Origin of the sequence: Candidatus Tenderia electrophaga, assembly GCA_001447805.1 — a bacterium.
Lineage (GTDB): Bacteria > Pseudomonadota > Gammaproteobacteria > Tenderiales > Tenderiaceae > Tenderia > Tenderia electrophaga.
The window spans coordinates 3,226,842-3,250,631 of record CP013099.1; the positions used below are offsets into that span (position 1 = coordinate 3,226,842).

Annotated in this window: 17 protein-coding genes; 10 read left to right on the forward strand and 7 right to left on the reverse strand. The window is 61.3% G+C overall.

The features are described 5' to 3' along the window. The first annotated feature begins 43 nt into the window (after window positions 1-43). Window positions 44-547, forward strand: coding sequence for a transcription elongation factor GreB (locus Tel_14640; protein ALP54282.1), 504 nt, complete (start codon window positions 44-46; stop codon window positions 545-547). Here the strand turns inward: Tel_14640 and Tel_14645 are convergent. Then, window positions 533-2,713 (reverse strand): hypothetical protein, encoded by a 2,181-nt coding sequence (locus Tel_14645; GenBank protein ALP54283.1) that lies wholly within the window; start codon window positions 2,711-2,713, stop codon window positions 533-535. The genes Tel_14640 and Tel_14645 overlap by 15 nt on opposite strands. Before the next feature lie 54 nt (window positions 2,714-2,767). On the opposite strand from Tel_14645, the gene Tel_14650 reads away from it, so the two are divergent. The 4 genes from Tel_14650 (at window position 2,768) to Tel_14665 (ending at window position 8,525) form a co-directional block, all read left to right on the forward strand. Continuing rightward, complete coding sequence (locus Tel_14650; protein ID ALP54888.1) at window positions 2,768-4,267, forward strand: radical SAM protein; 1,500 nt, start codon at window positions 2,768-2,770, stop codon at window positions 4,265-4,267. A gap of 161 nt (window positions 4,268-4,428) precedes the next feature. Then, the gene (locus Tel_14655; GenBank protein ID ALP54284.1) at window positions 4,429-4,665 is read left to right on the forward strand and encodes a hypothetical protein; all 237 of its coding nucleotides are present in this window, start codon (window positions 4,429-4,431) and stop codon (window positions 4,663-4,665) included. 132 nt (window positions 4,666-4,797) lie between these two features. Continuing rightward, window positions 4,798-5,337, forward strand: a complete 540-nt coding sequence (locus Tel_14660; protein ALP54285.1) for a hypothetical protein — start codon at window positions 4,798-4,800, stop codon at window positions 5,335-5,337. 308 nt (window positions 5,338-5,645) lie between these two features. Further along, window positions 5,646-8,525, forward strand: a complete 2,880-nt coding sequence (locus Tel_14665) for a hypothetical protein (GenBank protein ID ALP54286.1) — start codon at window positions 5,646-5,648, stop codon at window positions 8,523-8,525. 195 nt (window positions 8,526-8,720) lie between these two features. On the opposite strand, the gene Tel_14670 is transcribed toward Tel_14665, so the two are convergent. Beyond that, window positions 8,721-12,509: a hypothetical protein gene (locus Tel_14670; GenBank protein ID ALP54287.1), complete on the reverse strand. Its 3,789-nt coding sequence runs from the start codon at window positions 12,507-12,509 to the stop codon at window positions 8,721-8,723. A gap of 156 nt (window positions 12,510-12,665) precedes the next feature. Here Tel_14670 and Tel_14675 point away from each other — a divergent pair, with 156 nt between their 5' ends. Continuing rightward, window positions 12,666-13,757 carry a transcriptional regulator gene (locus tag Tel_14675; GenBank protein ID ALP54288.1) on the forward strand — a complete coding sequence of 364 codons (1,092 nt, stop codon included), beginning with the start codon at window positions 12,666-12,668 and terminating at the stop codon, window positions 13,755-13,757. Window positions 13,758-13,790: 33 nt separating this feature from the next. After that, window positions 13,791-15,173, forward strand: a complete 1,383-nt coding sequence (locus Tel_14680) for a hypothetical protein (protein ID ALP54289.1) — start codon at window positions 13,791-13,793, stop codon at window positions 15,171-15,173. Here the strand turns inward: Tel_14680 and Tel_14685 are convergent. After that, window positions 15,170-16,717 carry a glutamate synthase gene (locus Tel_14685; GenBank protein ALP54290.1) on the reverse strand — a complete coding sequence of 516 codons (1,548 nt, stop codon included), beginning with the start codon at window positions 16,715-16,717 and terminating at the stop codon, window positions 15,170-15,172. The genes Tel_14680 and Tel_14685 overlap by 4 nt on opposite strands. A gap of 116 nt (window positions 16,718-16,833) precedes the next feature. After that, window positions 16,834-18,003, reverse strand: coding sequence for a hypothetical protein (locus tag Tel_14690; GenBank protein ID ALP54291.1), 1,170 nt, complete (start codon window positions 18,001-18,003; stop codon window positions 16,834-16,836). A 68-nt stretch (window positions 18,004-18,071) separates the two neighbouring features. Here Tel_14690 and Tel_14695 point away from each other — a divergent pair, with 68 nt between their 5' ends. Continuing rightward, window positions 18,072-18,770 carry a hypothetical protein gene (locus Tel_14695; protein ALP54292.1) on the forward strand — a complete coding sequence of 233 codons (699 nt, stop codon included), beginning with the start codon at window positions 18,072-18,074 and terminating at the stop codon, window positions 18,768-18,770. Window positions 18,771-19,285: 515 nt separating this feature from the next. Here Tel_14695 and Tel_14700 read toward each other — a convergent pair. The 3 genes from Tel_14700 to Tel_14710 all read right to left on the reverse strand — a co-directional run bounded on the left by Tel_14700 (window position 19,286) and on the right by Tel_14710 (window position 22,360). Beyond that, window positions 19,286-20,023 (reverse strand): endonuclease, encoded by a 738-nt coding sequence (locus Tel_14700; protein ID ALP54889.1) that lies wholly within the window; start codon window positions 20,021-20,023, stop codon window positions 19,286-19,288. Between the two features lie 73 nt (window positions 20,024-20,096). Continuing rightward, the gene (locus tag Tel_14705; protein ID ALP54293.1) at window positions 20,097-21,728 is read right to left on the reverse strand and encodes an acetolactate synthase; all 1,632 of its coding nucleotides are present in this window, start codon (window positions 21,726-21,728) and stop codon (window positions 20,097-20,099) included. An 8-nt stretch (window positions 21,729-21,736) separates the two neighbouring features. After that, window positions 21,737-22,360: a hypothetical protein gene (locus tag Tel_14710; protein ID ALP54294.1), complete on the reverse strand. Its 624-nt coding sequence runs from the start codon at window positions 22,358-22,360 to the stop codon at window positions 21,737-21,739. Window positions 22,361-22,557: 197 nt separating this feature from the next. Here Tel_14710 and Tel_14715 point away from each other — a divergent pair, with 197 nt between their 5' ends. Further along, on the forward strand, window positions 22,558-23,046 hold the full coding sequence (locus Tel_14715; GenBank protein ID ALP54295.1) for a cyclic nucleotide-binding protein: 489 nt from the start codon (window positions 22,558-22,560) through the stop codon (window positions 23,044-23,046). A gap of 5 nt (window positions 23,047-23,051) precedes the next feature. Beyond that, window positions 23,052-23,693, forward strand: a complete 642-nt coding sequence (locus Tel_14720; GenBank protein ALP54296.1) for a GTP-binding protein — start codon at window positions 23,052-23,054, stop codon at window positions 23,691-23,693. Window positions 23,694-23,790: the final 97 nt, after the last annotated feature.

Genomic DNA, 23,790 nt, shown 5'->3' on the forward strand with positions numbered 1-23,790 from the left:
TTTGATTCTTTCATGCCTGAATCCTAGTCACTGAATTATTATCATGGCCCGCTATCACCCACCCCAACCGAAGTCATCGCCTTATATCACCGTAGACGGTTACCAGGCGCTGCAGGATGAACTGGAGGCTTTATGGAGGCGCCGCCACCACGTCACCCAGGCGCTGGCCGCGGCGGCGGCCGAGGGCGATCGCTCGGAAAACGCCGAATACATTTATCGTAAGAAGGAACTGCGCGAAATTGATCGGCGTCTGCGTTATTTACAAAAGCGCTTACCGGACCTGAACGTGGTCCGTCAGTTGCCCGGCGATCAGGCGGCGGTGTTTTTCGGCGCCTGGGTGCGGCTCGAGGACGCGGCGGGTAAGGAATCCGTGTATCGCATTGTCGGTCCCGATGAGTTTGATGTCGGCAAAGGCTATATCAGTATGGATGCGCCCATGGCCCGGGCGCTGATGAAAAGGCGTGTCGATGACGCGGTGACGGTGCACACGCCCAAGGGCGACAAAGTCTATTGCATTGTGGAAATCGCCTATTCAAAGATCGAGTGACTGACGTATCGACTCACGCAAGGCTTGGGGACAGTCGCGCGCCACAAAAAGCTGTGCGATGTGCCGTAAGGCTTGCAACGCCGCCGCGCGCCCTGACACACCGCTTTGCTTGACCGCCTCGGGCCAAGACCGTTTCTGCATTACCTTACCGATCAACAAGGCGCGTTGTTGCGCGTCCAGCTGGGCCATAAAGGCCGGATCGGTGGCCGCCGGAACGAGCGCCTTGAACAAGGCGGTCATGCACGATTCATAGCCACGGTTGCCGTAGGCAAAGCTGAAAATGTCCTGCCAGTCTGAGGCGTCGAGTTCCGCGTCGACGGGCTTGCACGCTTGCATCAAGCGCCGCGCCAGCTCGGCATCGAAATCGCGCAACGGATCGGACAGCAGATCGGGCAGTTGCGCCTGCATGCGCCCATGGGCCTGCGCGCTGATGCGTGTCCCCTTCGGCGAGAGCGGTCGCAGCATGATCAATGAATGGCAGCCGCTGCTGTGCTCCCGGGTCAACCCCAGGCGCGCCGGAACAAAGCCCAGGCGCTGCCAAAAGCCTAACAACTCGGTGCTCAAGCCGAAGCTGGTCCCTACGCAGTCATAGTCTTGATGCGCCAGCCCGGTGATGATTTCGTTCACCAAGTGTGTGCCCAGGCCGCGCCCCTGCAACGCGGGATGCACGGCGATGCGCATCAGGCGCAGATAGCGCAATTGCGGCGCATCAAGCAGGCCGGCGTGAAACGCCAGCGATTGCGGCAGCAAATGGCCTGACGGACGCCGCCGGCCGAGATAGATCTGTTTGGCGAGCGCCGCATCCAAGTCGCCCTCTTGCAGCAGCAATGCCACGGCGACTACGTGTTGGGCATGGCGCAGCACATACACCTGCAGGCCGGGGCTGTCGAGCAATTGACGCAGATCGTTGGGCCGGGTGCGATAGTGGGCCAGTACCAGTAGCCCGAATGTCTGCGACAGGAGCTGTTCGTCGCGTAACAATTGGTCGCGATGAATGCGTTCGACGCGGCAATCCTCGGGCGCAAGCGCGCCAAGTTGCGTTTCGTCGGCAATAACTGCATCGAGCAACAAGGCATCGAAGACAAAGCTTTCCAGCGGATCATTGTCGGCCCAGCGAATCGCCTGGTGCAGGCGCACCTGTTGCCAGCCTGGTGTGCGCCTATCCAACACCTTGTTAAAGCGTAAGGAAAAACCGCGCCCGGTGCCCTCGTAGCCATGCACCGTAGTGGCAAAGGCGATACGGGCGTATCGGCTCAGCAGTTCACTCAACATGGGGGTGGGGATGGCGGCGGCCTCGTCCACCAGCAGCAGCTCGGTCTCGGGACCGTGCGCGATCAATTCATCCGGCGGCATGAAAACCAGTCTGCCGGTGTCCGTTTCGAACAGGCCGCGCGTCGCTTTGCCCTCGGGCAGCAGGCGATGGGCGTGCTCAAATACCGGCGCCACCGCATCCAAGCGGGGCCCGGTTACGGTGATGTGCTTGATGCCTTGTTGCAGTAACTGTGCGGCGGCGATGCCGAGGGCGGAGGATTTGCCGCGGCCGCGATCGGCGATCAGCACCGCCGGACGGCGGCGGTGGCCGCGCGCGACCTTAATAATCGCGGCGACCGCCTCAGCCTGATCCGCGCTGCCGAAGGAATCGGTGCTCGCGGCGGCTGAGACAGGCGGCACGGTCTCCACTGTCGCCGGCGCAACGTCATCGCCCTCATTCACAATCACCACGCCGTGCGCCTGTTGGGCGATCGCTATAAAGCGGCGGATAAATCGACTGGCACCGCCGTCGCCGGAAAAAAAACGCTCCGCCGCCGGGTCGCGCAGCTCGGGCCACTGCGTTAAGGGGGGGGTCAGTAACACCATTAACCCCCCTCCTCGCACAACTCCGCTGACGGCGCCGAAGGCGTCTGCGTCGAAGCCGTCATGGGCATCGTAAATCAGCAGGTCTTTCTCGCCGCCGAGATATTTACGCGCATGGGTTTCAGCGTTCAGCCAGAGACTTTGTGCTTGGGCGAGCTGCGCCGTGATGCCGACGGCTCGCGCCCGGCACCATGACGCGCTGCCGCTCAACAGCAAGGCGCGGCGCTGGCGACTCGCCAAGGCCGACTGGCGCAGTGACATGGCCAAGGCCGAAATGCAATCGGATTGTGCGGCGCGTGTGGGCATAACCATAGTTTATTGGATTGCGGCCATGCTGGACAGGCGCCAATGCAGTAGAATATGGCCATGGCTGCCATCGTTCTCACCACCCTGAATGCCCGCTATATCCACGCCGCGTTCGGCCTGCGCTACCTCAAGGCCAATCTGGATGAGCTGGAACGTGATTGCACGATTATCGAGTTCACCATTCACGAACGGCCCATCGATATCGCCGAGCGTTTGCTGCACGGCAAGCCGAGGATTATCGGCTTTGGTGTTTACATCTGGAACGTGGAGGAAATCACTAAAACCATCGCCCTGATCAAGCAGGTCAGTCCGGCGACAACTATCGTGGTCGGTGGCCCGGAGGTCAGCTACGAGCAGGAACAGCAGGCCGTGTGCAGGCTTAGTGACTATGTCATCGCCGGTCCGGCCGACCTCGCATTTCGCGACCTGTGCCGGCAATTATTCGCCGGGCCGACACCACCGGGTAAATTTCTCCCGCAGCACATACCCCAGCCCGAGGAGCTGAAATTTCCGTATAGCCTATATAGTGACGAGGACGTGGCCCATCGCGTGATCTATGTGGAGGCATCGCGCGGCTGCCCCTTTAAATGTGAATTCTGTCTGTCGGCCTTGGATAGAAGCGCGTCGCCCTTCGAGCTTGATCGATTTCTTGCGGAACTGGATCGGCTCTATCGTCGCGGCGTGCGTCATTTCAAATTCGTCGATCGCACCTTCAATCTTAAAATCGATAATAGCATTCGCATTCTCGAGTTTTTTCTGGCGCGCATGGATGACGGCCTGTTCCTTCATTTTGAATTGATCCCGGACCACCTGCCCGAACGTCTAAAGCAAGTCATCAAGCGTTTTCCAGCCAAGAGCCTGCAATTTGAAATCGGTATCCAAACGTTCAATCCGGACACGCAGCGATTGATCAGTCGCAGACAGGACGCGCAAAAAACGGAAGCCAACCTGGTGTGGATAAGAAACGAAACGCATGCCCATATCCACGCCGATCTGATCATCGGGCTGCCGGGCGAAAGCGTGGCAAGTTTCGCCGCGGGCTTAAACCGCCTCGTGCAGCTGGATCCTCACGAGATCCAGGTGGGTATTCTCAAACGCTTACGCGGCGCGCCATTGGTGCGCCATGTGGATGAACACGAAATGCGTTTTAATCCCCTACCGCCTTACAACATTCTCAGCAATAACTTGATCGACTTTGGCGTCATGCAGCGCCTGAATCGTTTCGCCCGTTATTGGGATATGATTATCAATTCCGGACGTTTCAAACACAGCAAGTCGATCATCCTGGCGGACGACCCGTTTCATCGTTTTATGCGCTTGAGTGATTGGTTGTATGAGGTGACGGGTCAAACACATCGAATTGCGCTGAAGCGTTTGTTTGAACTGGTGCATCAAGGTCTGGTGCGGCAATTGGATGGCGATCTAAATGAAACGTCCAGGCATGTGGCGCTCGATTACCGCGCCTCCGGCCTCAAGGGAATACCCTCGTTTGATCAGGGTAATTGTACGCCGCCGGCGTCTGTCAAGCACGCCTCCAAGCGGCGGCAGCTACGCCACTGAATATTTATTTTGGGTCAATATTTCGCGCTAACTTATTGAAGGTTCAGGAGCGCTGAGCGCGTCTCAAGACCATCGATTAAATCATATTCTGTAATTTGGGTTTGCTGCTATAGTTAACAAGCTTGATATATCCGCAACAATGCTCTTGTCGGCCGTTGAGCATGCACGAGGATGGCAACCGCTTGATAGCTCTGGAGAGAACCGCTATGAAAGATTCGTTTAACTACGCCGGCTTTGCGAATACCCTGGTTGTCCGCAAGGGGGGGCGTAAACTGAAGCAGAAGCGCAGTGTAATTATCGAAGCTGACGAGTTAAGTTTGTCTCAGGAATATCAGATCAGACATTATCCGCCTTATCTATGGCAGGACATGGTTGGTAAAAGCCATTGTAAGAAATAACCTGTTCTATATTCATGTTAATGCGCCGCGTTCTCGCGGCTTTTTTTTGCTTGTTATCCGAGCGCGGCGCGCGGCTGCACGGAGCCGCGAAGCACTTTATAATGACCATTGGCCCATCATCAATAAGTAGTTATGAATCAAACACGTCACCCCCATGTCATTATCAGCCAATCGGTCGCTATTCTGGTAGACGGCAACAACATAGAGCGGAGTATCCATAGCGAAACCGGCGATACCCAAACCATGCTCAACTTCGATACGCTGGTGCCGCGCCTGCTGGATAATCGCGGCCTGAACCGCTTGGTTTATTTTCGCGAAGGTCACACCATTTCCGCCAAGCTGCAGGAGCGGCTGCATACAAATTTTCACGGTTCGGTGCGCCCCTGTCACAAGTCGGCCGATATTCCCATTACCATCAAGGCCACCCAGCTGGCCAGCAAGGTCGACACCATCATCATTATTTCGGGTGATTCGGATTATGTCGAGTTGGTGCGTTATCTCAGATCGGAAGGTGTGCGCGTCGAGATTGCCGCGGTACCCGCGACTACTTCCCAGCTGTTGCGTGAAGAGGCCGACTACTATCACGAGATCACCGCAGTGGACTGGTTTACATTGCAGCCTAAAAAACCGTTAAGTCGTAGTGTCAACAACCACGACAGGCCGCTTGTTTGAAGCGGGGACGGGCAGTAACTGGCTTATGCTGTATACGACAACGTTCTGTTTTAGTGTCCTGGCCGCCGCGTGTCCATTGCTGCAAACGGCACAAGCGTCTAGATCTCGATGTTGATCCAGGCAGTAGTGTTATCTCGGCCTTGTGACGGGATCGGCAGGCACGCCCATGGGTGATACACTGGCAAGCTAAGTCTGCCTGTTTGTGGGTGCCCGAAAACCGAGAGCCAGGCTGCAACAGTGGCACAGCCGTCTGATAAGAGATGGGCATCGCCAAAGGCAAGAATACGACATGCTTAGCAACATATTCCATGAAACATTCAGACTATCCTGCCGGTAAGCTCCGCCCCCTGGTTTCTTCCTCGGCGGTAGAGACGATCGCCGACCAACAGTATTTTCAACGCATCGTGCGCATTGCCGCACAGCATTTCGATGTGCCGTTTGCCTGGATCGGGCTGCTGGACACGGACGGTTTTTCGCTCGCGGCCGCGCAAGGTGTGGCCCTGCGGCGTGTCGACACAGACCAATCCCTGTGTCGCCGAATCATCGAGTCAAGCGAAGACATTGATATCGCCGATACCCACAAAGATCCGCGTTGGGCGCAGCATCCGATGGTGATCGGTGCCCCCTATGTGCGTAGCTTCGCCGCTGCGCGGTTGCGTTCACCCGAGGGCATTGTGATCGGCGCCTTGATCGTGGCCGACAAGCGGCCGCACGGATTTTCGCCGCGGCGTTTGGACATGCTGCGCGACTTGGCCGATTGTGTTGAGCCGCAGTTTGTCAACCTGGGTCGGGCGCGGATGACGCCGGCTATTGATGAGGCCACCCAGGCCGAACTGCGCAAGCTGGCCTTGGTTGCCAGTCGTACCGAGGATGCGGTTATTATTACCGACGCCGACGGCGTGATTGAATGGGTCAACAAGGGCTTTACGCGTATCAGTGGGTTCCAGCTGGGTGAAGTCGTCGGTAAAAAACCGGGCGAAATACTGCAAGGTCCGGAGACGGATCCTGCCACGGTGCAGTTCATGCGCGAACGGCTACGTGCCGGCGAGGGCTTCCGCACCGAGATCATCAACTACGGCAAACAGGGCGAGAAATACTGGCTCGCCTTGGAAGTGCAGCCGGTGCGCGACAACAGCGGGCGGATCATCAACTTTATCGCCATCGAACGGGATATCACCCAGCGCAAACGCGCCACTGAGGAATTGCGCCGCGTCAACTACACCCTCGATAACACCCACGATATGATCTTCATGTTCGAGGCCGAAAGCCTGCGTTTTGTCTATCTCAACAAGGGCGCCGTGGCGTCCATGGGCTACAGTCGGGAAGAGCTTTTGCAGATGACGCCCTATCAGATCAAGCCGCACATTCCCGAATCGCGCTTTCGCGAGATGATCGAGCCGCTATTAAATGGTGAAAAGGACGCGCTTCATTTTGAAACAGTTCATCGCCATAAAAACGGTCACGACTTTGCGGTCGAGGTCTTTTTGCAGTTGGTGCGCGATGAAGAAAGCGGCGAGGCCCGCTTCGTCGCCATTGTTCGCAATATCAGCGAGCGCAAGCGCGCCGAGCAGGAGATGCGGCAGTACACGGCGTCGTTGGAAAAACTGCATGCCATTACCACCGATCCCAAGCTCGATCTGGATGGCAAGATTCAGGCGCTGTTGGCGCTGGGACGTGAGGTATTTGGTCTACCACTGGCCATCGTCAGTCATATAGTGGAAGACCGCTATTGTGTCGAATATAGCGCCGGTCCTCCGCAAGCGCCGCCACCCGGCGCCCAGTTTCCGCTGGATGAGACGTATTGTAGTCATACACTGCATGCCAATCATCCCATCGGCTTTCATCATGTCGGCAATAGTAAAATCAGAAACCATCCCTGTTATCGCCAGTTTGGGTTGGAGTCCTACATCGGTACCCCCCTGTTGGTGGGGCACGAGCGTTACGGCACGCTCAATTTTTCAGGCCCCGAGCGGCGGCCCACGCCCTTTAGCCATTTTCATTATTCATTGATACGCCTGTTTGCCCAGTGGGTGGGCAGTCAATTGGAACAACACATCACCACTCAAGCCCTGTATCGGGAGACGGCCCTGCGCCAGGCCATCCTCGATAGTGCCAATCTGTCCATCATCTCCACCGAGGTGGATGGCACCATTACCAGCTTCAATAAAGGCGCCGAGCGCCTGCTCGGTTATGCCGCCGATGAAGTCATTGGCAAGATGACCCCGGGGGTCATTCATGACAAGGACGAGATAAGCAGACGGGCCGACGTATTGACGCACGAACTGGGCAGGTCCGTCGCTCCCGGTTTCGAGGTCTTCGTCGCCAAGGCGAAGCAGGGACAGATCGATGAGCGGGAGTGGACCTATATCCGCAAGGATGGCAGCCGGTTTCCAGTGCTGTTGTCTATCACCGCCGTGTATGACAGCGACGGCAAAGTCAACGGCTTTCTCGGCATTGCCAGCGACATTACCGAACGCAAGAAGATCGAGCAAATGAAGCGCGAATTCGTCTCCACTGTGAGTCACGAACTGCGCACGCCGTTGACGTCTATTCGCGGCGCGCTGGGCTTGCTGCTCGGCGGTGCCGCCGGTCCGATGCGCGATGAAGGCCGCGCCATGCTTGATGTGGCGCAGCGCAACTCTAAGCGTCTGACGTTATTGATCAATGATCTGCTGGATTTGGAAAAGATTGAATCCGGACGCCTGGAATTCAATGTTAAGCCGTTGGACCTGGTCGCGTTGGCGCACAGTGCGCTTGAGGCCAACGAGGCTTATGCCCGCCAGCATAACGTCTCACTGCGACTGACGTGCGCGCCTGAGCAGGCCATGGTGCAGGGCGATGAAAACCGCCTGTTGCAGGTCTTCGCCAATCTCATCTCCAATGCGGTGAAATATTCGCCTGAAAGGGAAACGGTGCGATTGACCATCGAGCGCAAGGCGGAGTTCTACCGGGTCGCGGTGATCGACCAGGGCCCGGGCATTCCCGAGGAATTTCGTGCCCGCATCTTCGAGCGTTTTGCCCAGGCCGACAGTTCGGACACCCGTGAAAAAGGCGGTACCGGTTTGGGTTTGAGCATCAGTAAAGTCATTGTCGAGCGCCATGGCGGGCGCATCGGTTTTGACAGCGAAGTCGGTAAGGGTGCCTGCTTCTATTTCGATTTACCCCCGTATCAACATTTTGGATCATAGCCAGCGTATTCCACGCCGCACAGCCGGGCCTTGGACTGATGCGCTGGTGTCAAGGTAAGTCATGACTCATGAGGGTTATCACAGACTCAAGCAGCGTTTGGCGCCGCGCCAACCGGATCTCACCGTATTGCTGAAAGGGTGCCAAACCCCATAACCTGACCGCCGTCATGCGCCGCTGCGATGCGCTGGACGTGCTCATCCCGGGTCGGTTTCCATCTCCTGGGCCAAGCCGGCCAGAACGGCGTCGACATGGTGGATACCATGGCGGTGATAGCGTTCTGCCAGTGCGTCGACGCTGAACGCCTGGGCGTCGGCGTGCCCCCGGCTTGCCGCCAGTCGGCCCAGCGTCATAATCAGCTCGGCCCAAGGCAGGGGCTCGGCCGCGGTGTAGTGCCCCAAGGCCTCGGCATAGCGGCCTGCCTGGTCCCAGTCCTGCTGTTGAATACAGCTGTAGATCGCATTTTCGTAAAAGTGGATGTGATTGTGACCCACGGCGCCGGCCGACAGGATGCGCTGGGCCTCCGCCAAGGCCCAACGGCGCTTATCCCCATCCGGGGTATAGCGGGCCATCTGGCCCAGAAACCAGGCCCCCATGTAGGCCAGGTCGTCACCGCTGAGACGCAGGGCCCGTTGGATCAGCCGCAAGGCATGATCCGGACGCCCCTGGGCCGCGGCGATGTCCGCCAGAACACCGAAGCAATCCGCCTCGAAGCGGCGCGCGCCCAGCTGTTGGGCCAGGGCCAGGCCACGTTCTAGTTGGTCTTGGGCCGCCGCCAGCGCCCCCTGGAAATAGAGCATCATGCCGAGGATCTCGCGGGCGCTGAGCTCGGCGCGACGATTGCCGATCTGCTGCGCCAGCTCGATACAGCGGCGATTGTCCTCCATACCCTGTTCCAGGCGATTGAGATACATGGCCGTCAGGCCGCGCATGGAGAGGTTGTTCACCTCGATCTGCTTAAGATCGTGTTGGCGGGCGAGATCGACACAGCGACGGAACAGCTCATGGGCGGTCTGCATGCGCCCGCGCAGGTAGTGGGCGTCGGCCAAGCCGCTCAGGGCGTGGGCCTCCAACGCCAGTGAGCCGCACTGCCGGGCGCCGTCCAAGGCCTGCTGGTGGGAGGCCATGCACTCATCCAGGCGTCCCAGGGGGAACAGCACATTGCCGCGTAAATAGGCGATGCGCGCGCGCTCGGCGACGGCGTCCTGGCGGCGGGTCAAAGCCTCGGCCTGGGCCAGGGTGGTCAAGGCTGCTTGATATTCGTCGTGCAGATGCAGACAGGCGGCCCTGCCCATCAGGGCGCGGCAGCGTTGCAGGGGGTGCTGGGCGGCGGCCTCGGCGCGCGCAAAGGCGGCGATGGCGGCATCGATATGGCCGGTCTCGCGTGACAGCTCGCCCAGCAGCAGGGCCAGCTCGAAGCCGTCATCCCCGGTGCGGGACAGCCCGCGCCGTAACAGCTGGCGGGCGTGGGGCAGGCGATACTGGGCCGCCAAGCGCCGGGCCGCCGCCAGCAGGGCCGCGGCCGCGGCGGGATGATCGGCCCGATCCAGGTGTTCGGCATGCAGGACCGCGTCGCGCTGCGCATACCACTGGGCGGCGCGCTGATGCAGGGCCGCCGCCTCGCGCCCGAGCATTGAGGTATAGACACTCTCCTGGATCAGGGCATGGTGGAAGATCAGCACCTCGCCCTGGGGTCGCAGCATACCCGCCTGCGCCAGTGCAGCGCCGTCATAGGCGTCGTCCGCCAGCAGATGGCGCAGCGCGGCCAGGGGGCTGTGCTGACCCAGTACCGCCGCGGCCTGGGCCGCCTGTCTGTCGCGCGCTGCCAGGCGGTCCAGTTGGGCCTGGACCAGGACCTGAATCGAGTCGGGAAGGCGGGCGTCCGTGTCACCGACCCCTTGCAACAGCTGCAGCAGGAAGAAGGGATTGCCGGCGGCTCGTTCGATGCAACGCTGGGCCAGGCCCGAGTCGGCTTCCTGGGTCCGGGCCAAGGCCTGCATCTCCTCCGGCGCTAGTACGCCCAGGTCCAGGGTGGTCAGGCTGGCCCCCAGCATGGCCCCGCGCCAGGCGGGATCCAAGGGCTCTCCCGCCACCCGTGAGGTCATCGCCAGCAGCAGCGGCAGACGACTGGCACTTTGCACCAGGGCGGCCAGATGGGACAGGGTGTCGGCATCGGCCCAGTGGATATCCTCCACCAGCAGCAGCAACGGTCGCTGCGCCGCCGCGGCCTGCAGTAACCGTGTCAGGACAGCCTGCCGGCCCTGCTGGCGCGCCGCGTCCTCCATGGCGGCGAACATGCTCGCCGCGTCCGGCGCCTGGCCCAACAGGTCGTGCAGCAGGGGGCGTTGACCGGATTCGATGACACCGCGCTTGACCAAGGCCTCCACCTGGCCCTGGGCCAGCCGACCTACCAGGCCCTGGACCAGGGTCTGTATGACGCTGGGGGCGGAGTCGCCGACGTCCCGGCATTGCATCACCTGGGCCTCGAATCCTTGGGCGCAGGCCCGTTCGACCCAGGCCTCCATGAGGCGGCTCTTGCCGATACCCGCCGCGCCGCGCACGTAAAATGCCTCGCCGCGTTCGTTGGACCGGCACTCCTGCAGGGCTGCACTCAACAGGCGCATCTCCCGCTGGCGCCCGATAAACCCGGGTCTGTGGATGGCCTGGGGATGCAAGGCATGGATCTGCCAGCCTTGGACCGAGGTCAGCGGGCGCGCCTCCAGCTGTTGGGCATGTTGGCGATAACAGGCCTCGCTGACCAACACTTGACCGCCCGCCGCGGCCCGTGCCAGCCGCTCCGCGCTGCTCAGGGGGCTGCCCACCACGCCGTATTCCTGGAACTGGGGGCTGCCCAGGTCGCCGGCCAGCAGCTGGCCGCTGGCCAGCCCCAGCTGGGCTGTCAGCCCCTCGCGTCTGAAGGCCGCGCCCACCGCTCGACGCAGCGCAACGGCGGCCTGCAGGGCCCGCCAGCTGTCATCGTCATGGGTCAGTGGCACCCCGAACAGGACCATCACCAGATCGTCCAGCCGTTTGACGACGTTGCCGCCGCGCCGGCCTACTTCGGCATCGACCAAGGCGTAATAGCGGCTCAGGTGTCGATGCAGGGCCTCCGCCCCGAGGGTCTCCGCCCACGTGGCAAAGCCCTCGAGACGCAGGCACAGTACCGTGGCTTGGCGCAGTTGCGCGCGGGCTGCCGTCGTCGGGGCGGGGGGCGGTGCCTCGTCCTGGGCGGCATCGCCGGGACGGCGGCGTCGGGCCAGGATCTGTTGCTGTAGTTGTTCGGTCTCGGCCTCGGGGGCGACCCCGAGCTCGCGCTGCAATAGGCGTCGGCACTGGTCATACTGCTTCAGGGCCGCGGTGAAATGGCCGCGCCGAGCATGAAGCTGCATGATCACGCGATGGGTGGCCTCGCGCAGGGGGTCCAGGGACAACAGCCTCAAGGCCAGGTCGAGGGCCTGTCCCGGGTGTTCGTCTTCCAGATGGCGCGTCAGTAAACGCTCCATCAGCACCAAGGCCTGGTGCTGCAGCTGGGCGCGTTCGCTCAACAGCCACTCCTCAAATACCTCGGCGCGTGGATTGAGTCCCTCCAGCAATTCCCCCTGGTACAGGTCCAGCGCGCGCACCAGGTTCTCGCTGGAGCCCGCCTCCCCCAGGCGCCGAAACTCGTTGACGTCGCAGCTCAGCCGGGCCGCGTCGATCCACAGCTGGTCGTCGACGGCACCGATGACGTTGGCGGGCAGGGCCTTGCGCAGCCCGGCCAGGGCCTGGCGCAGGCTTTGGCGCGCCTGTTCATCGCTCCCTTCCCCCCATAGCAGGGCGGCCAGTTTTTCGCGCGTCTGGGCCTGGCCGGGCTGCAGGGCGAGATAGGCCAGCAGTGCCTTCGCCTTTTTCGCTGCGACGATGCGCTCCGTGCCGGCGGCGTCGCGCAGCTGGAAGCCACCCAACAGGGTGAGCCTTGCCGCGGGGGAGGTGGGATGCGCGTTCATGATCAGCGATTGTGGTCCCGGCGCGGGCAGGATGCAAAAAAATTATGTTTTGACGCACTTTTCACGCCGCGCTTGACGCCGGCTTGACGGCGGCGGGCTAGCTTGATTGGGGAAGGGAGAGGTATTTCATTTATCGCAACCGAGGAGGAGATTGCCATGTGTCTGAATCATCAACTTGCCCAGTTTTCCAGCGCCAAGGCCGACGCCTTTGCCGAGCGTCTGGTGGACAGCCTCAACCAGGGGGCCGTCTGTTTGATGACCTCGATCGGTCACCGCACCGGCCTGTTCGATCGCCTGGCCGAGATCGGTCCCGCCGACAGCGCCCGGCTGGCCCGCAGCGCCGGGCTTAACGAACGCTATGTGCGCGAATGGCTCAATGCCCTGACTGTCGCCGCTGTGGTGGAGTACGACCCGCACAACGGGGTATATACCCTGCCCGCCGAGCACGCGGCCTATTTGACCCGCGCCGCGGCGGCGGACAACATCGCCGTGTTTGCCCAATACATCCCCGTGTTGGCCACGGTGGAGGACGCCATTATCGATTGTTTCCATGAGGGGGGCGGTGTGCCCTATGAAAGGTTCGACCGCTTCCATGAGGTGATGGCCGAAGACAGCGGCCAGTCCGTGTTGTCTTCCCTGTTCGATCATATCCTGCCGCTGGTCCCCGGGCTTAAGGAACGCCTGGCGGCGGGTATCGAGGTCTTGGATCTGGGCTGTGGCCGGGGCCGGGCCCTGCAGCTATTGGCTCAGCACTATCCGCGCAGTCAGTTCGTCGGTATTGATTTGTCCCAAGAGGCCATCGACTATGCCCGTGCACAGGCTGAGCAGAGCGGACTGGACAACCTCCATTTCCTGCAACAGGACCTGACCCACTTCGATGAGGATGCGCTGGCCGATCAGTTTGATCTGATCACCACTTTTGATGCCATTCACGACCAGGCCAAACCCCGGGCGGTGTTGAAAGGGATCCACACGGCACTCAGGGATGACGGTGTCTATTTGATGCAGGACATCCATGGCTCCAGTCGGGTGGAGAACAATCTCGATCACCCCATCGGGCCCCTGCTTTACACCCTCTCCACCATGCACTGCATGACGGTGTCCTTGGCCCAGGGGGGTGATGGCCTGGGCACCCTGTGGGGCCGCGAGACGGCCAGCGCACTGCTCCGGGAGGCTGGTTTCCGCGACATCGACATCCACCGGCTGGCGCATGACTTTCAGAACGACTATTATATCATCCGCAAGTAGGCTAAGGGGGCGGCCGCACCGCCCCCTGCTTCCATGCAAGCTCAACGCACACCGTCAGAGACCCTGCCCCTGCTCCGCATCGCCTGGCCCCTGGTCATGGCGTCCCTGCTCAGTATGGGAATCTCCATCACCGATGTGGTCATGAGCGCTTGGCTGGGCCCGCTGCAACTGGCCGCGGGGGCGGCCATGAGTGATTTCTATTCCGTGGTCTATTACCTGGCCCTGGGGGTGATTGCCGCCTTGTCGCCCATCATCGGCCAGGCCCTGGGGGCGGGCGATCGGCGCACCGTGCGCCGTGCCACCCAACAGGCCTTCTGGGTGGTGGCGCTGTTGTGTCTGCCGGGTGTCCTGATCATCGGGCACAGCGCCTGGTTCCTGTCCCTGTTGCAGGTCAAGGCGGAGATCATCCAGGCCGGTATTCCCTACGCACGCATGATGGCGCTCTATTTCTGTTTCATGTTGCTGGCCATGGTGTGGCACTACTTTCTCTCGGCGCATAAGCAGACAGCGGTCATCTTCCGCGCCATGCTCGCCATCCTGCCCCTCAATGCCCTGTGCAATTACCTGTTCATGTATGGCTTCTGGGGCGTGCCGGCCTTGGGCCTGGCCGGGATAGGGTTCGCCTCGGTGGTCTGCGCCACCACCTTGTTTGCGGCCTTGACTGTCTATGTGCTCAGGCACAGGCAATATCATCGTTATCGCCTCGACAAGGGCCTGTTGCGCTTCGACGGCACGCAGTTCGCTGCCCTGTTCCGCATCGGCCTGCCCATCGGCATGATCAATCTGGCCGAGCTGGGGGTATTTCTGCTCGCCACGGTGATCATGGGGGCCATCAGTGTGGAGGTGCTGGCGGCCCACACCATTGCCATCCGCATGGCCGGGGTGATCTATGCATTGCCGCTGGGGCTGGCCCAGGCGGCGGCGGTGCGGGTGGCTTGGTCGGTGGGGGCCAAGGATGCCCCGGCCGTGTGGGCGGCGGGGCGCAGCGCCTGTGCTCTAGCCTTGGGGCTGGGACTGGCGTATCTGATCCTGTTGACGCTGTTCAGCGAGGCCATCGCGGGTCTGTTTCTCCAGGGCCAAGGGGGCATGGATGAGACGCTGGCCCTGGCCCAGCGTTTTCTCATTTTGCTGGCCCTGGCCCAGCCCTTGGCCTGTCTCGGGACGGTCGCCGGCGGCCTCCTGCGCGGCTGCAAGGATACCCGCGTCCCCATGGTCATCACCCTGGTCTGTTATTGGGGCTTGGGCTTCGCCACGGCCATGGTGCTGGCCTTCGGCCTGGGCTATGGCGGCACCGGCATCTGGATCGGCCTGGCGCTGGGCGACGCCCTGGTGGGGATCATGCTGAGCCTGCGACTGAATCGCTACCGGCGCCAACTCAAGCTGCCGGATGCCGGCGCGCTGGTCTTGAAGGGCTAACGCTTCAGGTCATAGCCGCCATATTCCACCCCGGTGAGCTGGGCCATGTCCGTCTTAAAGGTGGTCAGGTCGTCCTTGTTGAACTGGTGCAGATGATCATGACCGCAGGCGCGCGCCATCACCTGCATCAGGGAGACCGAGGCATTGAGGAAATTGGCCAGGCGCCGGGCACTTTCATCGACCTTGATGCGTTGGCGTAGCGTTGGGTCCTGGGTGGCCACCCCCGAGGGGCAGTTATTGGTGTGGCAGATGCGCGCTGCCACACAGCCCACCGCCTGGATGGCGCTGTTGGCCAAAGCGATGCCGTCGGCGCCCAGGGCCAGGGCTTTAATGAAGTCGCTGGGCAGGCGCAGCCCGCCGGTGACCATGAGCGTGACCTTGCCGCTGGCGCCCTGGTTGTCCAGGTAATGGCGTGCCCGCGCCAGGGCCGGAATGGTGGGCACGCCGATGTGATCACGGAATAACAAGGGGGCGGCCCCGGTGCCGCCGCCGCGGCCGTCCAGAATGATGTAATCGGCCCCGGCCTGCAGGGCGAACTCGAGGTCGCGCTCGATATGATTGGCGCTCATCTTGAAGCCCACCGGGATACCGCCCGTGATCTCGCGCACCCGGTCGGCGAATTGTTTGAATTCCTTGGGCGTGGTGAGATCCGCGAAGGCGGCCGGGGAGAGCGCCGGGGTGCCCGCCTTCAGGCCCCGGATCTGGGCGATCTTGCCCACATTCTTGGCGCCGGGCAGGTGGCCGCCGGCGCCGGTCTTGGCCGCCTGGCCCACCTTGAAATGAAAGGCCTGGACCTTGCTCAGGAGCGCCTCCGTGTAGCCGAAGCGGGCACTGGCCAGTTCATACAGATAGCGGCGGTTGGCCTGCTGCTCCTCCGGCAGCATGCCGCCCTCGCCGGAGCAGATACCGGTGCCGGCCAGTTCGGCCCCCTGGGCCAGGGCCAGCTTGGCCTCTTCGGACAGGGCGCCGAAACTCATGTCCGACACCAACAGGGGTATCTTGAGCTCCAGGGGCTTTTTGCTCTGCGGACCGATGACCAACTCGGTGCCCACCGCCACGTCCTCCATCAGCGGTTTGGTATCCAGTTGGGCGACCATGAGTTGCAGATCGTCCCAGTCGGGCAGTTTATAGCGCGGTACCCCCATGGCGGCCATGGGCCCATGCGGGCCCAGTTGATCCAGACCCTCCTGGGCCAGCTGATGGATCAGCTCGACGCTGGGTTCCTCGGCGGTCGCCTTGGGGCTGGGCGCACCCGCCGTGTCCACAGCGTCATCCGCCGGGGCCGCTTTACCCACCTGCTCGTCACTGAACTGCTGATGGGTGCCGTCGCAATAGGGGGCATTACGTGTCTGTTTACAGCGACACAGCCAGGCATCGGTGTCTTCTTCCACCTGAAACGGCAAGGGCTCGATGCCGGTGCCCTGGTGGGAGCCGTCGCAAAAGGGCTGATTATCGGAGCGGCCGCAGCGACAAAAATAGTACTCCTGGCCTTCCTTGAGCTGGACATTGATGGGTTGATTGTTCGCGATGATGGGTCTGTTCAAGCCGTGTTCTCCCTGGCGTCGGGCCTAAGCCGCGTGATCTTGTTACCCGACTTATCTTAGAAAAGATCCGTCGGGAATGACACAGCCGCCCTCGGCGGCTGTGTCAACGGGGCCGCTCAAGCGGTGGACCGGACCGCGAAGGAGAGCGACTCCCCCGGGAAATCGTCCAGGCAGAACACCGTATGCCAGGCGCAGGCGTTCAGGTCCTGTTGCGGCAGCAGGATGATATCGCCGGGGTGGAGGATATAGCCATAGCCCTTGTCCATGAGTTGGCGACAGAACTCGGGGCAGCGGTTGAGCAGTAATTCCAGGGCTTCGTGGTCCCGTTCGTCCAGCCCGCGATTCAACTGTTCGCGGTGGTTGGCCGTGTCGTTGAGTTGTCGCCGCACGGCGTCATCCGGCAACAGCCTGTCCAAAACGGCCTGGTGGCGCGGCTGGTTGATAAAGGCCTGGATCTCGTCCATCAATTGGGTCTTGGCGCAGGCCAGCCAGGCGGTGCGGCCATGCAGCTGGGCGAAGACCACGCCCAGGTGACCGCGCTCTATATCCTGATGAAATTGGGCGCCGCCGTTGGGGGCGTTGAAATAGATGATGCGTTCCACATAGGCCAGCTGCGTTGTGCCCAGCACCCTGCCCATAAACGCCTCCAGGGCCGGGTTGGCGCTGATGATCGCCGACTCTGGGAACAGGGCCTCGGTTAGGCGCGCGGCATAGTCTTGTCTGACCGGATCGGCGGCCACGTCTTCATAGCCCACCATGCCGAAGGAGAAGCGAAAGCGCAGCGAGGCGTCATCCTCTTCGAAGGACAGCCAGGAGGCCTTGCACCAGAGGTTTTCAGCCACCACCTCGTCGCCCGCGACGGCGTCGTATTCGATGGTTTCGATTTCCTGGTCGTCGCCCTCGTCCTGACAGGCGGCGAGCATTTCGAATTGCGCCGCGGTGCGTTCGCGGTAGGGGGGCTGTTCGAATAGCTCGGCCACCTCTGCGCCGGCCGCCACCCGCTCAAACAAACGCAGCGAGGCCTCAATGTGGCCCTGTTGTGAGTCGAGCTGCGCGCGCACGAAACCCGGCAGCACATAGGCGCCTGCGTCGGCCCAGGCGGCGGCGGCCTCATGGGCGTCGATCGCGGGTGCCGCGTGACCTGCGGCAATCCAACCTAGCGCGGTGCCGCGTCGTTTAAGCAGCATGGGCGGGTTGAGTCCCTGTTGCTGTGCCATGAGAGTGGCCTGGTCTGCGCTGGTGCCAGGGCCGGCGAGATAGGTGACATGTGACTGCTGCATGCGCATTCCGTAATCCGATTCAAGTGGGCCAATACTGATAGTTTACATTGAGTTGCAGCGCGGATTTGGTCACAATGGCGCCCATGTCCACGCCGCCTTATTCTATCCGCGTCAGCACGCGCGCCAAACGCCTGCAGCTCAAGGTGCTGCCGCCGGGCAAGGTGGAGGTGGTGGTGCCCAAGCGGGTCAGCTTGAAACACGTGCCGGGTTTCGTCGCCGAACACCAACACTGGCTGCGCGCGCAAGTGCAGCGCATGACGACCATTTACGCCGCCGAGCCGCTATTGCCCGATATCATCCGCTTACCCGCTGTCGCCGAACAGTGGCAGGTCGATCATACGCGCGCCGAGCGCAATCGGCTGCGGCAATCGGGCGAGTGCCGGCTGCAGCTCAGCTGCGCGGACCAGCATCATGCCTGTGGGTTACTGCAGCAGTGGCTGCAACACCATGCCCGCCGGCTGTTGCCGCCGCGCCTGGCGCAGCTCAGCGACGCGCTGGGCCTGCCCTTCAATCGCGTTACGGTGCGGGCGCAGAAAAGCCGGTGGGGCAGCTGCTCGGCGCGCAACAACATCAATCTCAATCGCGCCCTGCTGTTCGTCTCGCCGGGGGCGCTGCGTTACCTCATGCTTCATGAGCTGTGTCATACCGTGCATCTGAACCATTCGCCACGCTATTGGAATCTGGTGGCGAGCCTGATGCCGGATTACCGGACCTATGAAGCCGAATTGCGTCAGGCCATGCGGGTGGTCCCGCGCTGGGCTTTGCCCGGCTAGAGGCCGTTTCGTTATACTGGCGCGTCCAACTCACCTATCGAAAATGCCGGTCCAGTGCGACGGCCGGGGCCTGGGAGACATAATGAAGTGGATCATTCTGGAAATCACCCTGCTGGTGCTGGCGGTGGCGTTTGTGGTGTTTCTGGCGCTGGACGATCGCAAGAATCGCCGCCTGCGCGCCGAAGAGGATCGGCACAAGGAGCAACAGCAAGACCGTGAAAAGAGCGACTAGCCCGCATTTCTCACCACTGTTCGTTGCGAGAGCGCCAAGGCGCTGATTTGACGGGGTGCTCGGAGCGGAAGACGGTGCAGGCGTAGTCGACACTACGTCAAGCTGGCTGGAGTGAGAACGCCCTGTCAAATCAGATGGATTGGTGTTCGCAGTAGGAGAGTGGTGAGAAATGCGGGCTAGCGCGCCTGTCTCACCATTGTGCGTAGGGACACGGTTCAAGGCGGCGGTAGGGCGTGCCATTGGATTGGGCCTGCCCCGGTAGCAGGGGGCTGAGACAGGCGGATTAGTCGGCCCCAGGTGCTTGCGGCAGGCAGATCTCCATGGCGATGGGCAAGTGGTCTGACAGCGCCTGATTCACTACTTTGACCTCGTTGACCTGCACCGCCGACGTCGTCAGGATGTGGTCAATATTGCGCGCCGGGCGCCAGCTGGGAAAGGTCAGGTGGGTCTCTTCCGGTGCGCACAAATCGGTGTTGGCGAACAGCCTGCGCATCTCTTCACTGTCCAAACTGCAGTTGAAATCCCCCATGACACAGGCATGTGAGTAGTCGCTCACCAGTTCGCCGACGAAGTCCAGTTGATATTGGCGTGCCCGTTTGCCCAGTGCCAGGTGTACCAGGAATAGGGTCAGGCTGTGATCGTGGGAGCCGAAGCGCGCCATCAGGGCGCCGCGCCCCGGCATCATGCCGGGCAGCTTGTATTCGGTGACCTCGGAGGGCTTGAAGCGGCTCAGGATGCCATTGCTGTGCTGGGCGAACTTGCCCAGGTTGCGGTTGGTCTGGTTGTACCAGAACGGGAAACTGCCGTGCTGGGCCAGATATTCCACCTGGTTGATGAAATGGCTGCGCAGGCTGCCGCCGTCCACCTCCTGCAGGCCGACGATGTCGTAATCGCCCACCACCTGGGCGATGCGGTCGAGATTGTCCAGGCACTGGGAGTGCGGCAGGATGTGCTTCCAGCTGTGCGTCAGGTAATGGCGCGTGCGGGTGGAGGCGATGGCCACCTGGATATTGAAGCTCATCAGCCGGATCTTGCGGCCGCCGTCGGCGGCGTCGGCGGGCGCGTTGTTGACGCAGTCGGCGGTTTGCATTGTGTTATAGATGTATGATGGTCTCACCCAGTTTGGCGGTCAGTTTCAGGTTTTCTGAATAGTCCACCGGGCAGTCGATAATGCTGACCGTGTCGTCGGCCAAGGCCTGCTTCAGGGTCGGCAGCAGATCTTCGGTCTTGTCAATGCGATAGCCCTTGGCGCCGAAGGCCTCGGCGTATTTGACGAAATCCGGGTTGTCAAAATCCACGTGGCTCTTGCGGCCGTAATGGCTCATCTGTTTCCACTCGATCAGGCCGTAGCCGCTGTCATTCCATATCAGGATCACAATCGGCGTCTTGAGGCGCATGGCGGTTTCGATCTCCTGGCTGTTCATGAGAAAGCCGGCATCGCCGGTGACGGCGACGATCTTTTTATCAGGATAGGCCAGTTTGGCGGCGATGGCGCCCGGTACTGCGATGCCCATGCTGGCGAAGCCGTTGGAGATGAGACAGGTATTGGGCCGCTCGCAGCGGAACATGCGCGCCATCCACATCTTGTGGGCGCCGACGTCGCAGATGGCGATGTCGGACAGCTTCATGGCGGTGCGCAGGTCCCAGATCAGCTTTTGCGGTTGCACTGGGAAGGCGCGGCTTTCGGCGTGTTCGTTCATGTCCTTGATCAGCGCTTGGCGCAGCGCGCGCATGGGTTCCCCCTGGTGCGGGGTGGCCCGTTCGGCGATGCGTTGCAGACTGAGCTTGATGTCCCCCACCACGCCCATGCTGACACCGTAATGGGCGTCCACCTCGGCCGGTTCCACGTCGATGTGGATGATGCTGCGGTCCTTGGTGGGGTGCCAGAGGTAGGGGTGGTATTCCACCAGGTCGTAACCGACGCAAATGATGACATCGGCCTTGTCGAAGCCGATGCCCACATAGTCCTTGGCCTGCAGCCCGGCGCTGCCCAGGTTCATGGGGTGCTTGAAGGGCACCACGCCCTTGGCCATGAAGGTATTGCAGACCGGAATGTTGAGCCGGTCGGCGAAGTCGGCCAATTCCTTCGCGGCCCCGGCGCGTATGACGCCGTGACCGGCCAGGATAATGGGGTGCTTGGCCGCCGAGATGGCTTGGGCGGCCGACTCCACCCGTAGTTCGGAAGGCGCGGGCATGACCGGTTGCTTCGACCACAGCGGCTCATCCTCGATTGCCATGTCGGCGATGTTTTCCGGGAACTCGATAAAGCAGGCGCCGCTCTTTTCGGCCTGGGCCAGCTTGAAGGCCTTGCGCACCACCTCGGTGATGATGTTGGGGCTGAGCAATCGCGCCGAATATTTGGTGATGGGGCGGAACATCTCTTCCAGATCGAGCACCTGGTGCGATTCCTTGTGCAGCCGGTTGGTGCCGGCCTGACCGGCGATGGCCACCAGCGGGGCGTGGTCCATGTTGGCATCGGCCACGCCGGTAATCAGATTGGTGGCGCCGGGACCCAGGGTGGAGAGACACACCCCGGCGCGGCCGGTGAGGCGGCCGTAGACATCGGCCATGAAGGCGGCGCCCTGCTCGTGGCGCACGGTGACGAAGCGGATGCTGGAGTCCAGCAAGGCGTCCATCACCGCCAGGTTCTCCTCGCCCGGGATGCCGAAGATGTACTCGACACCTTCGTTCTCCAGGCAGCGAACGAACAGTTCAGCCGCGTTCATAAGGTGATTTAACCCTCTTTTTCGACCAGGGCGTTGACCGTCTCGATCATGCCGCGAAAGCCGTTGGTCTTGCCCGGATCGGTGATGTACTTGCCGTTCACCACCATGGACGGGGTGGCGCGCACGCCGTAGCGCTTGCCCAGTTCGGCGGCGCGGCGCACCTTGGCCTCCACCGCGAAGGAGCGGAAGGCCTTGTCGAATTTGTCGCGGTCGACACCGTGCTCGACGAATAACTGAGCGATTTCCTCTTCGCTATTCATGCGCCGTTTCTGCAGGTGGATGGCCTCGAAGAAGGGTTGGTGGATCTGATCCAGCACACCCAGGGCCTCGGCGGCATAGAAGGCGCGCGCGTAGAGGGCCAGGGTGCTGTTAAAAATGGCGGGCAGGCGCACAAATTCCACATTGTCCGGCTTATTCTTCAGCCAGCGCTCCAGCATGGGCTCGAAGCGGTGACAGTGGGAGCAGCCATAAGAAAAGATTTCCACCACCTCAATCTTGCCTTCGTCGGTGGAGGTGGGTTGGGCCGGTACGATGGCCACATGGGTCACGCCCTCTTGCAATGGCGCGGCATGGGCGCCTGACATGGCGAAAAACGGAATCAGCGTCAGCAGGGCGAGTTTGAACAGTTTCATCATGCAATATCCTTAAATTGTTAATGACTCTCGGTGTGACTGTGGAGATCAAGTGCGCAAATTGTATCTGATTGTCGGCGGCTTGTGGGTGAGGCGCGCACATCAGCGCGTGGGCTGTTGCCGCGCTAGAACATGAGACCGTTTTGTTGGTAATATCGTTCTGAATTTTTTCACAATTTTTTAGGAGCAGGCGCGCCATGTCGGGTAAAGGGATAGATCTGAAGGCCTTCATGAACCAGCAATACTTGTGCGAATCCTTGACCATGAGCGAGGTTGAGAAACTGCTGGAATATACCGAGCTGGTGTCATTCAAGAAGAATGAGACCATCGCCCCGGCGGGCTCGGTGGGCGATGCACTGTATTTCGTGGTGCGCGGCGAGGCGGCGCTGCTGTTCGATGACAGCGGCCGCGAGGTGGAGGTGGGGGCCATGAAAGAGGGCGAATTGATGGGTGAAATGTCTTTCTTCGACCGCAAACCGCGCATGCTGCAGATGCGTGCCACCAGCGCCCATACCGAGCTGCTTAAATTGCCGCGCCCCATGTACGACCGGCTCAGGATCGAACACCCCTACATCGCCGTGAATCTGCTGGAGCACGCCATTATCAGCCTCGATCACCTGGTGCGGCGACTGAGCACGGAAGAGATCAACCTGTCGCGTTACATCTACGGACCGGGCAAAAGATAGTCCCGATGCATCCCCTCTATCAACGCGCGAGCTTCGTCACCGGCGCCCACAACCTGTCGCAACTGCCGCCCGACACAGGCACGGAAGTCGCCTTCGCCGGGCGTTCCAATTCCGGCAAGTCCAGCGCCATCAATCGCATCACCGGGCAAAAGTCGCTGGCCCGCACCAGCAAAACCCCCGGCCGCACCCAGCAGATCAATTATTTCGCCCTGGATGAGCAGCGCCATATCGTCGACCTGCCCGGCTATGGCTACGCCAAGGTGTCGGAAAAGGTGAAACTGCATTGGCAGCACACCCTGGAAGCCTATCTGCAGCAGCGCCAGGCGCTGCGCGGCTTGGTATTGATGATGGATATCCGCCATCCGCTCAATGAATTCGATCGCCAGATGATCCTCTGGTGCCAGCACAGCGCCATGCCATTGCACATCCTGCTCACCAAGGCCGACAAGCTCGGCCGCGGCGCCGCTGGCAATGTGCTGCAACAGGTGCGCCAGGTGCTGGCCAACGACTATGGTGTGGAACGTGAGCGGCCCTGGGCCACGGTGCAGTTGTTTTCAGCCTTGAAGGGCCTGGGGACCGAGGAGGTATGGACGGTGCTGGATGCCTGGTTCGAGCGGGCGGCGGAAAAAGAAAGAGCCCCGAATTAACCACGGTTCGGGGCTCAAATTACCACCCAGGGGTTAGGTGGGAGTCTGCCATTAACTGAGGAGGAGAAGGCAGATTGTTGCGTTCGAAAATTTGACA

Excerpts from the sequence above, each read along its gene's own strand:
- Tel_14655 (ALP54284.1), top strand. The coding sequence starts at position 4,429 with ATGCACGAGGATGGCAACCGCTTGATAGCTCTGGAGAGAACCGCTATG.
- Tel_14705 (ALP54293.1), bottom strand. The coding sequence starts at position 21,728 with ATGAACGCGGCTGAACTGTTCGTTCGCTGCCTGGAGAACGAAGGTGTC.
- Tel_14660 (ALP54285.1), top strand. The coding sequence starts at position 4,798 with ATGAATCAAACACGTCACCCCCATGTCATTATCAGCCAATCGGTCGCT.
- Tel_14700 (ALP54889.1), bottom strand. The coding sequence starts at position 20,023 with ATGAGCTTCAATATCCAGGTGGCCATCGCCTCCACCCGCACGCGCCAT.
- Tel_14690 (ALP54291.1), bottom strand. The coding sequence starts at position 18,003 with ATGCGCATGCAGCAGTCACATGTCACCTATCTCGCCGGCCCTGGCACC.
- Tel_14650 (ALP54888.1), top strand. The coding sequence starts at position 2,768 with ATGGCTGCCATCGTTCTCACCACCCTGAATGCCCGCTATATCCACGCC.
- Tel_14695 (ALP54292.1), top strand. The coding sequence starts at position 18,072 with ATGGCGCCCATGTCCACGCCGCCTTATTCTATCCGCGTCAGCACGCGC.
- Tel_14640 (ALP54282.1), top strand. The coding sequence starts at position 44 with ATGGCCCGCTATCACCCACCCCAACCGAAGTCATCGCCTTATATCACC.
- Tel_14680 (ALP54289.1), top strand. The coding sequence starts at position 13,791 with ATGCAAGCTCAACGCACACCGTCAGAGACCCTGCCCCTGCTCCGCATC.
- Tel_14665 (ALP54286.1), top strand. The coding sequence starts at position 5,646 with ATGAAACATTCAGACTATCCTGCCGGTAAGCTCCGCCCCCTGGTTTCT.
- Tel_14715 (ALP54295.1), top strand. The coding sequence starts at position 22,558 with ATGTCGGGTAAAGGGATAGATCTGAAGGCCTTCATGAACCAGCAATAC.
- Tel_14645 (ALP54283.1), bottom strand. The coding sequence starts at position 2,713 with ATGGTTATGCCCACACGCGCCGCACAATCCGATTGCATTTCGGCCTTG.
- Tel_14670 (ALP54287.1), bottom strand. The coding sequence starts at position 12,509 with ATGAACGCGCATCCCACCTCCCCCGCGGCAAGGCTCACCCTGTTGGGT.
- Tel_14710 (ALP54294.1), bottom strand. The coding sequence starts at position 22,360 with ATGAAACTGTTCAAACTCGCCCTGCTGACGCTGATTCCGTTTTTCGCC.
- Tel_14720 (ALP54296.1), top strand. The coding sequence starts at position 23,052 with ATGCATCCCCTCTATCAACGCGCGAGCTTCGTCACCGGCGCCCACAAC.
- Tel_14675 (ALP54288.1), top strand. The coding sequence starts at position 12,666 with ATGTGTCTGAATCATCAACTTGCCCAGTTTTCCAGCGCCAAGGCCGAC.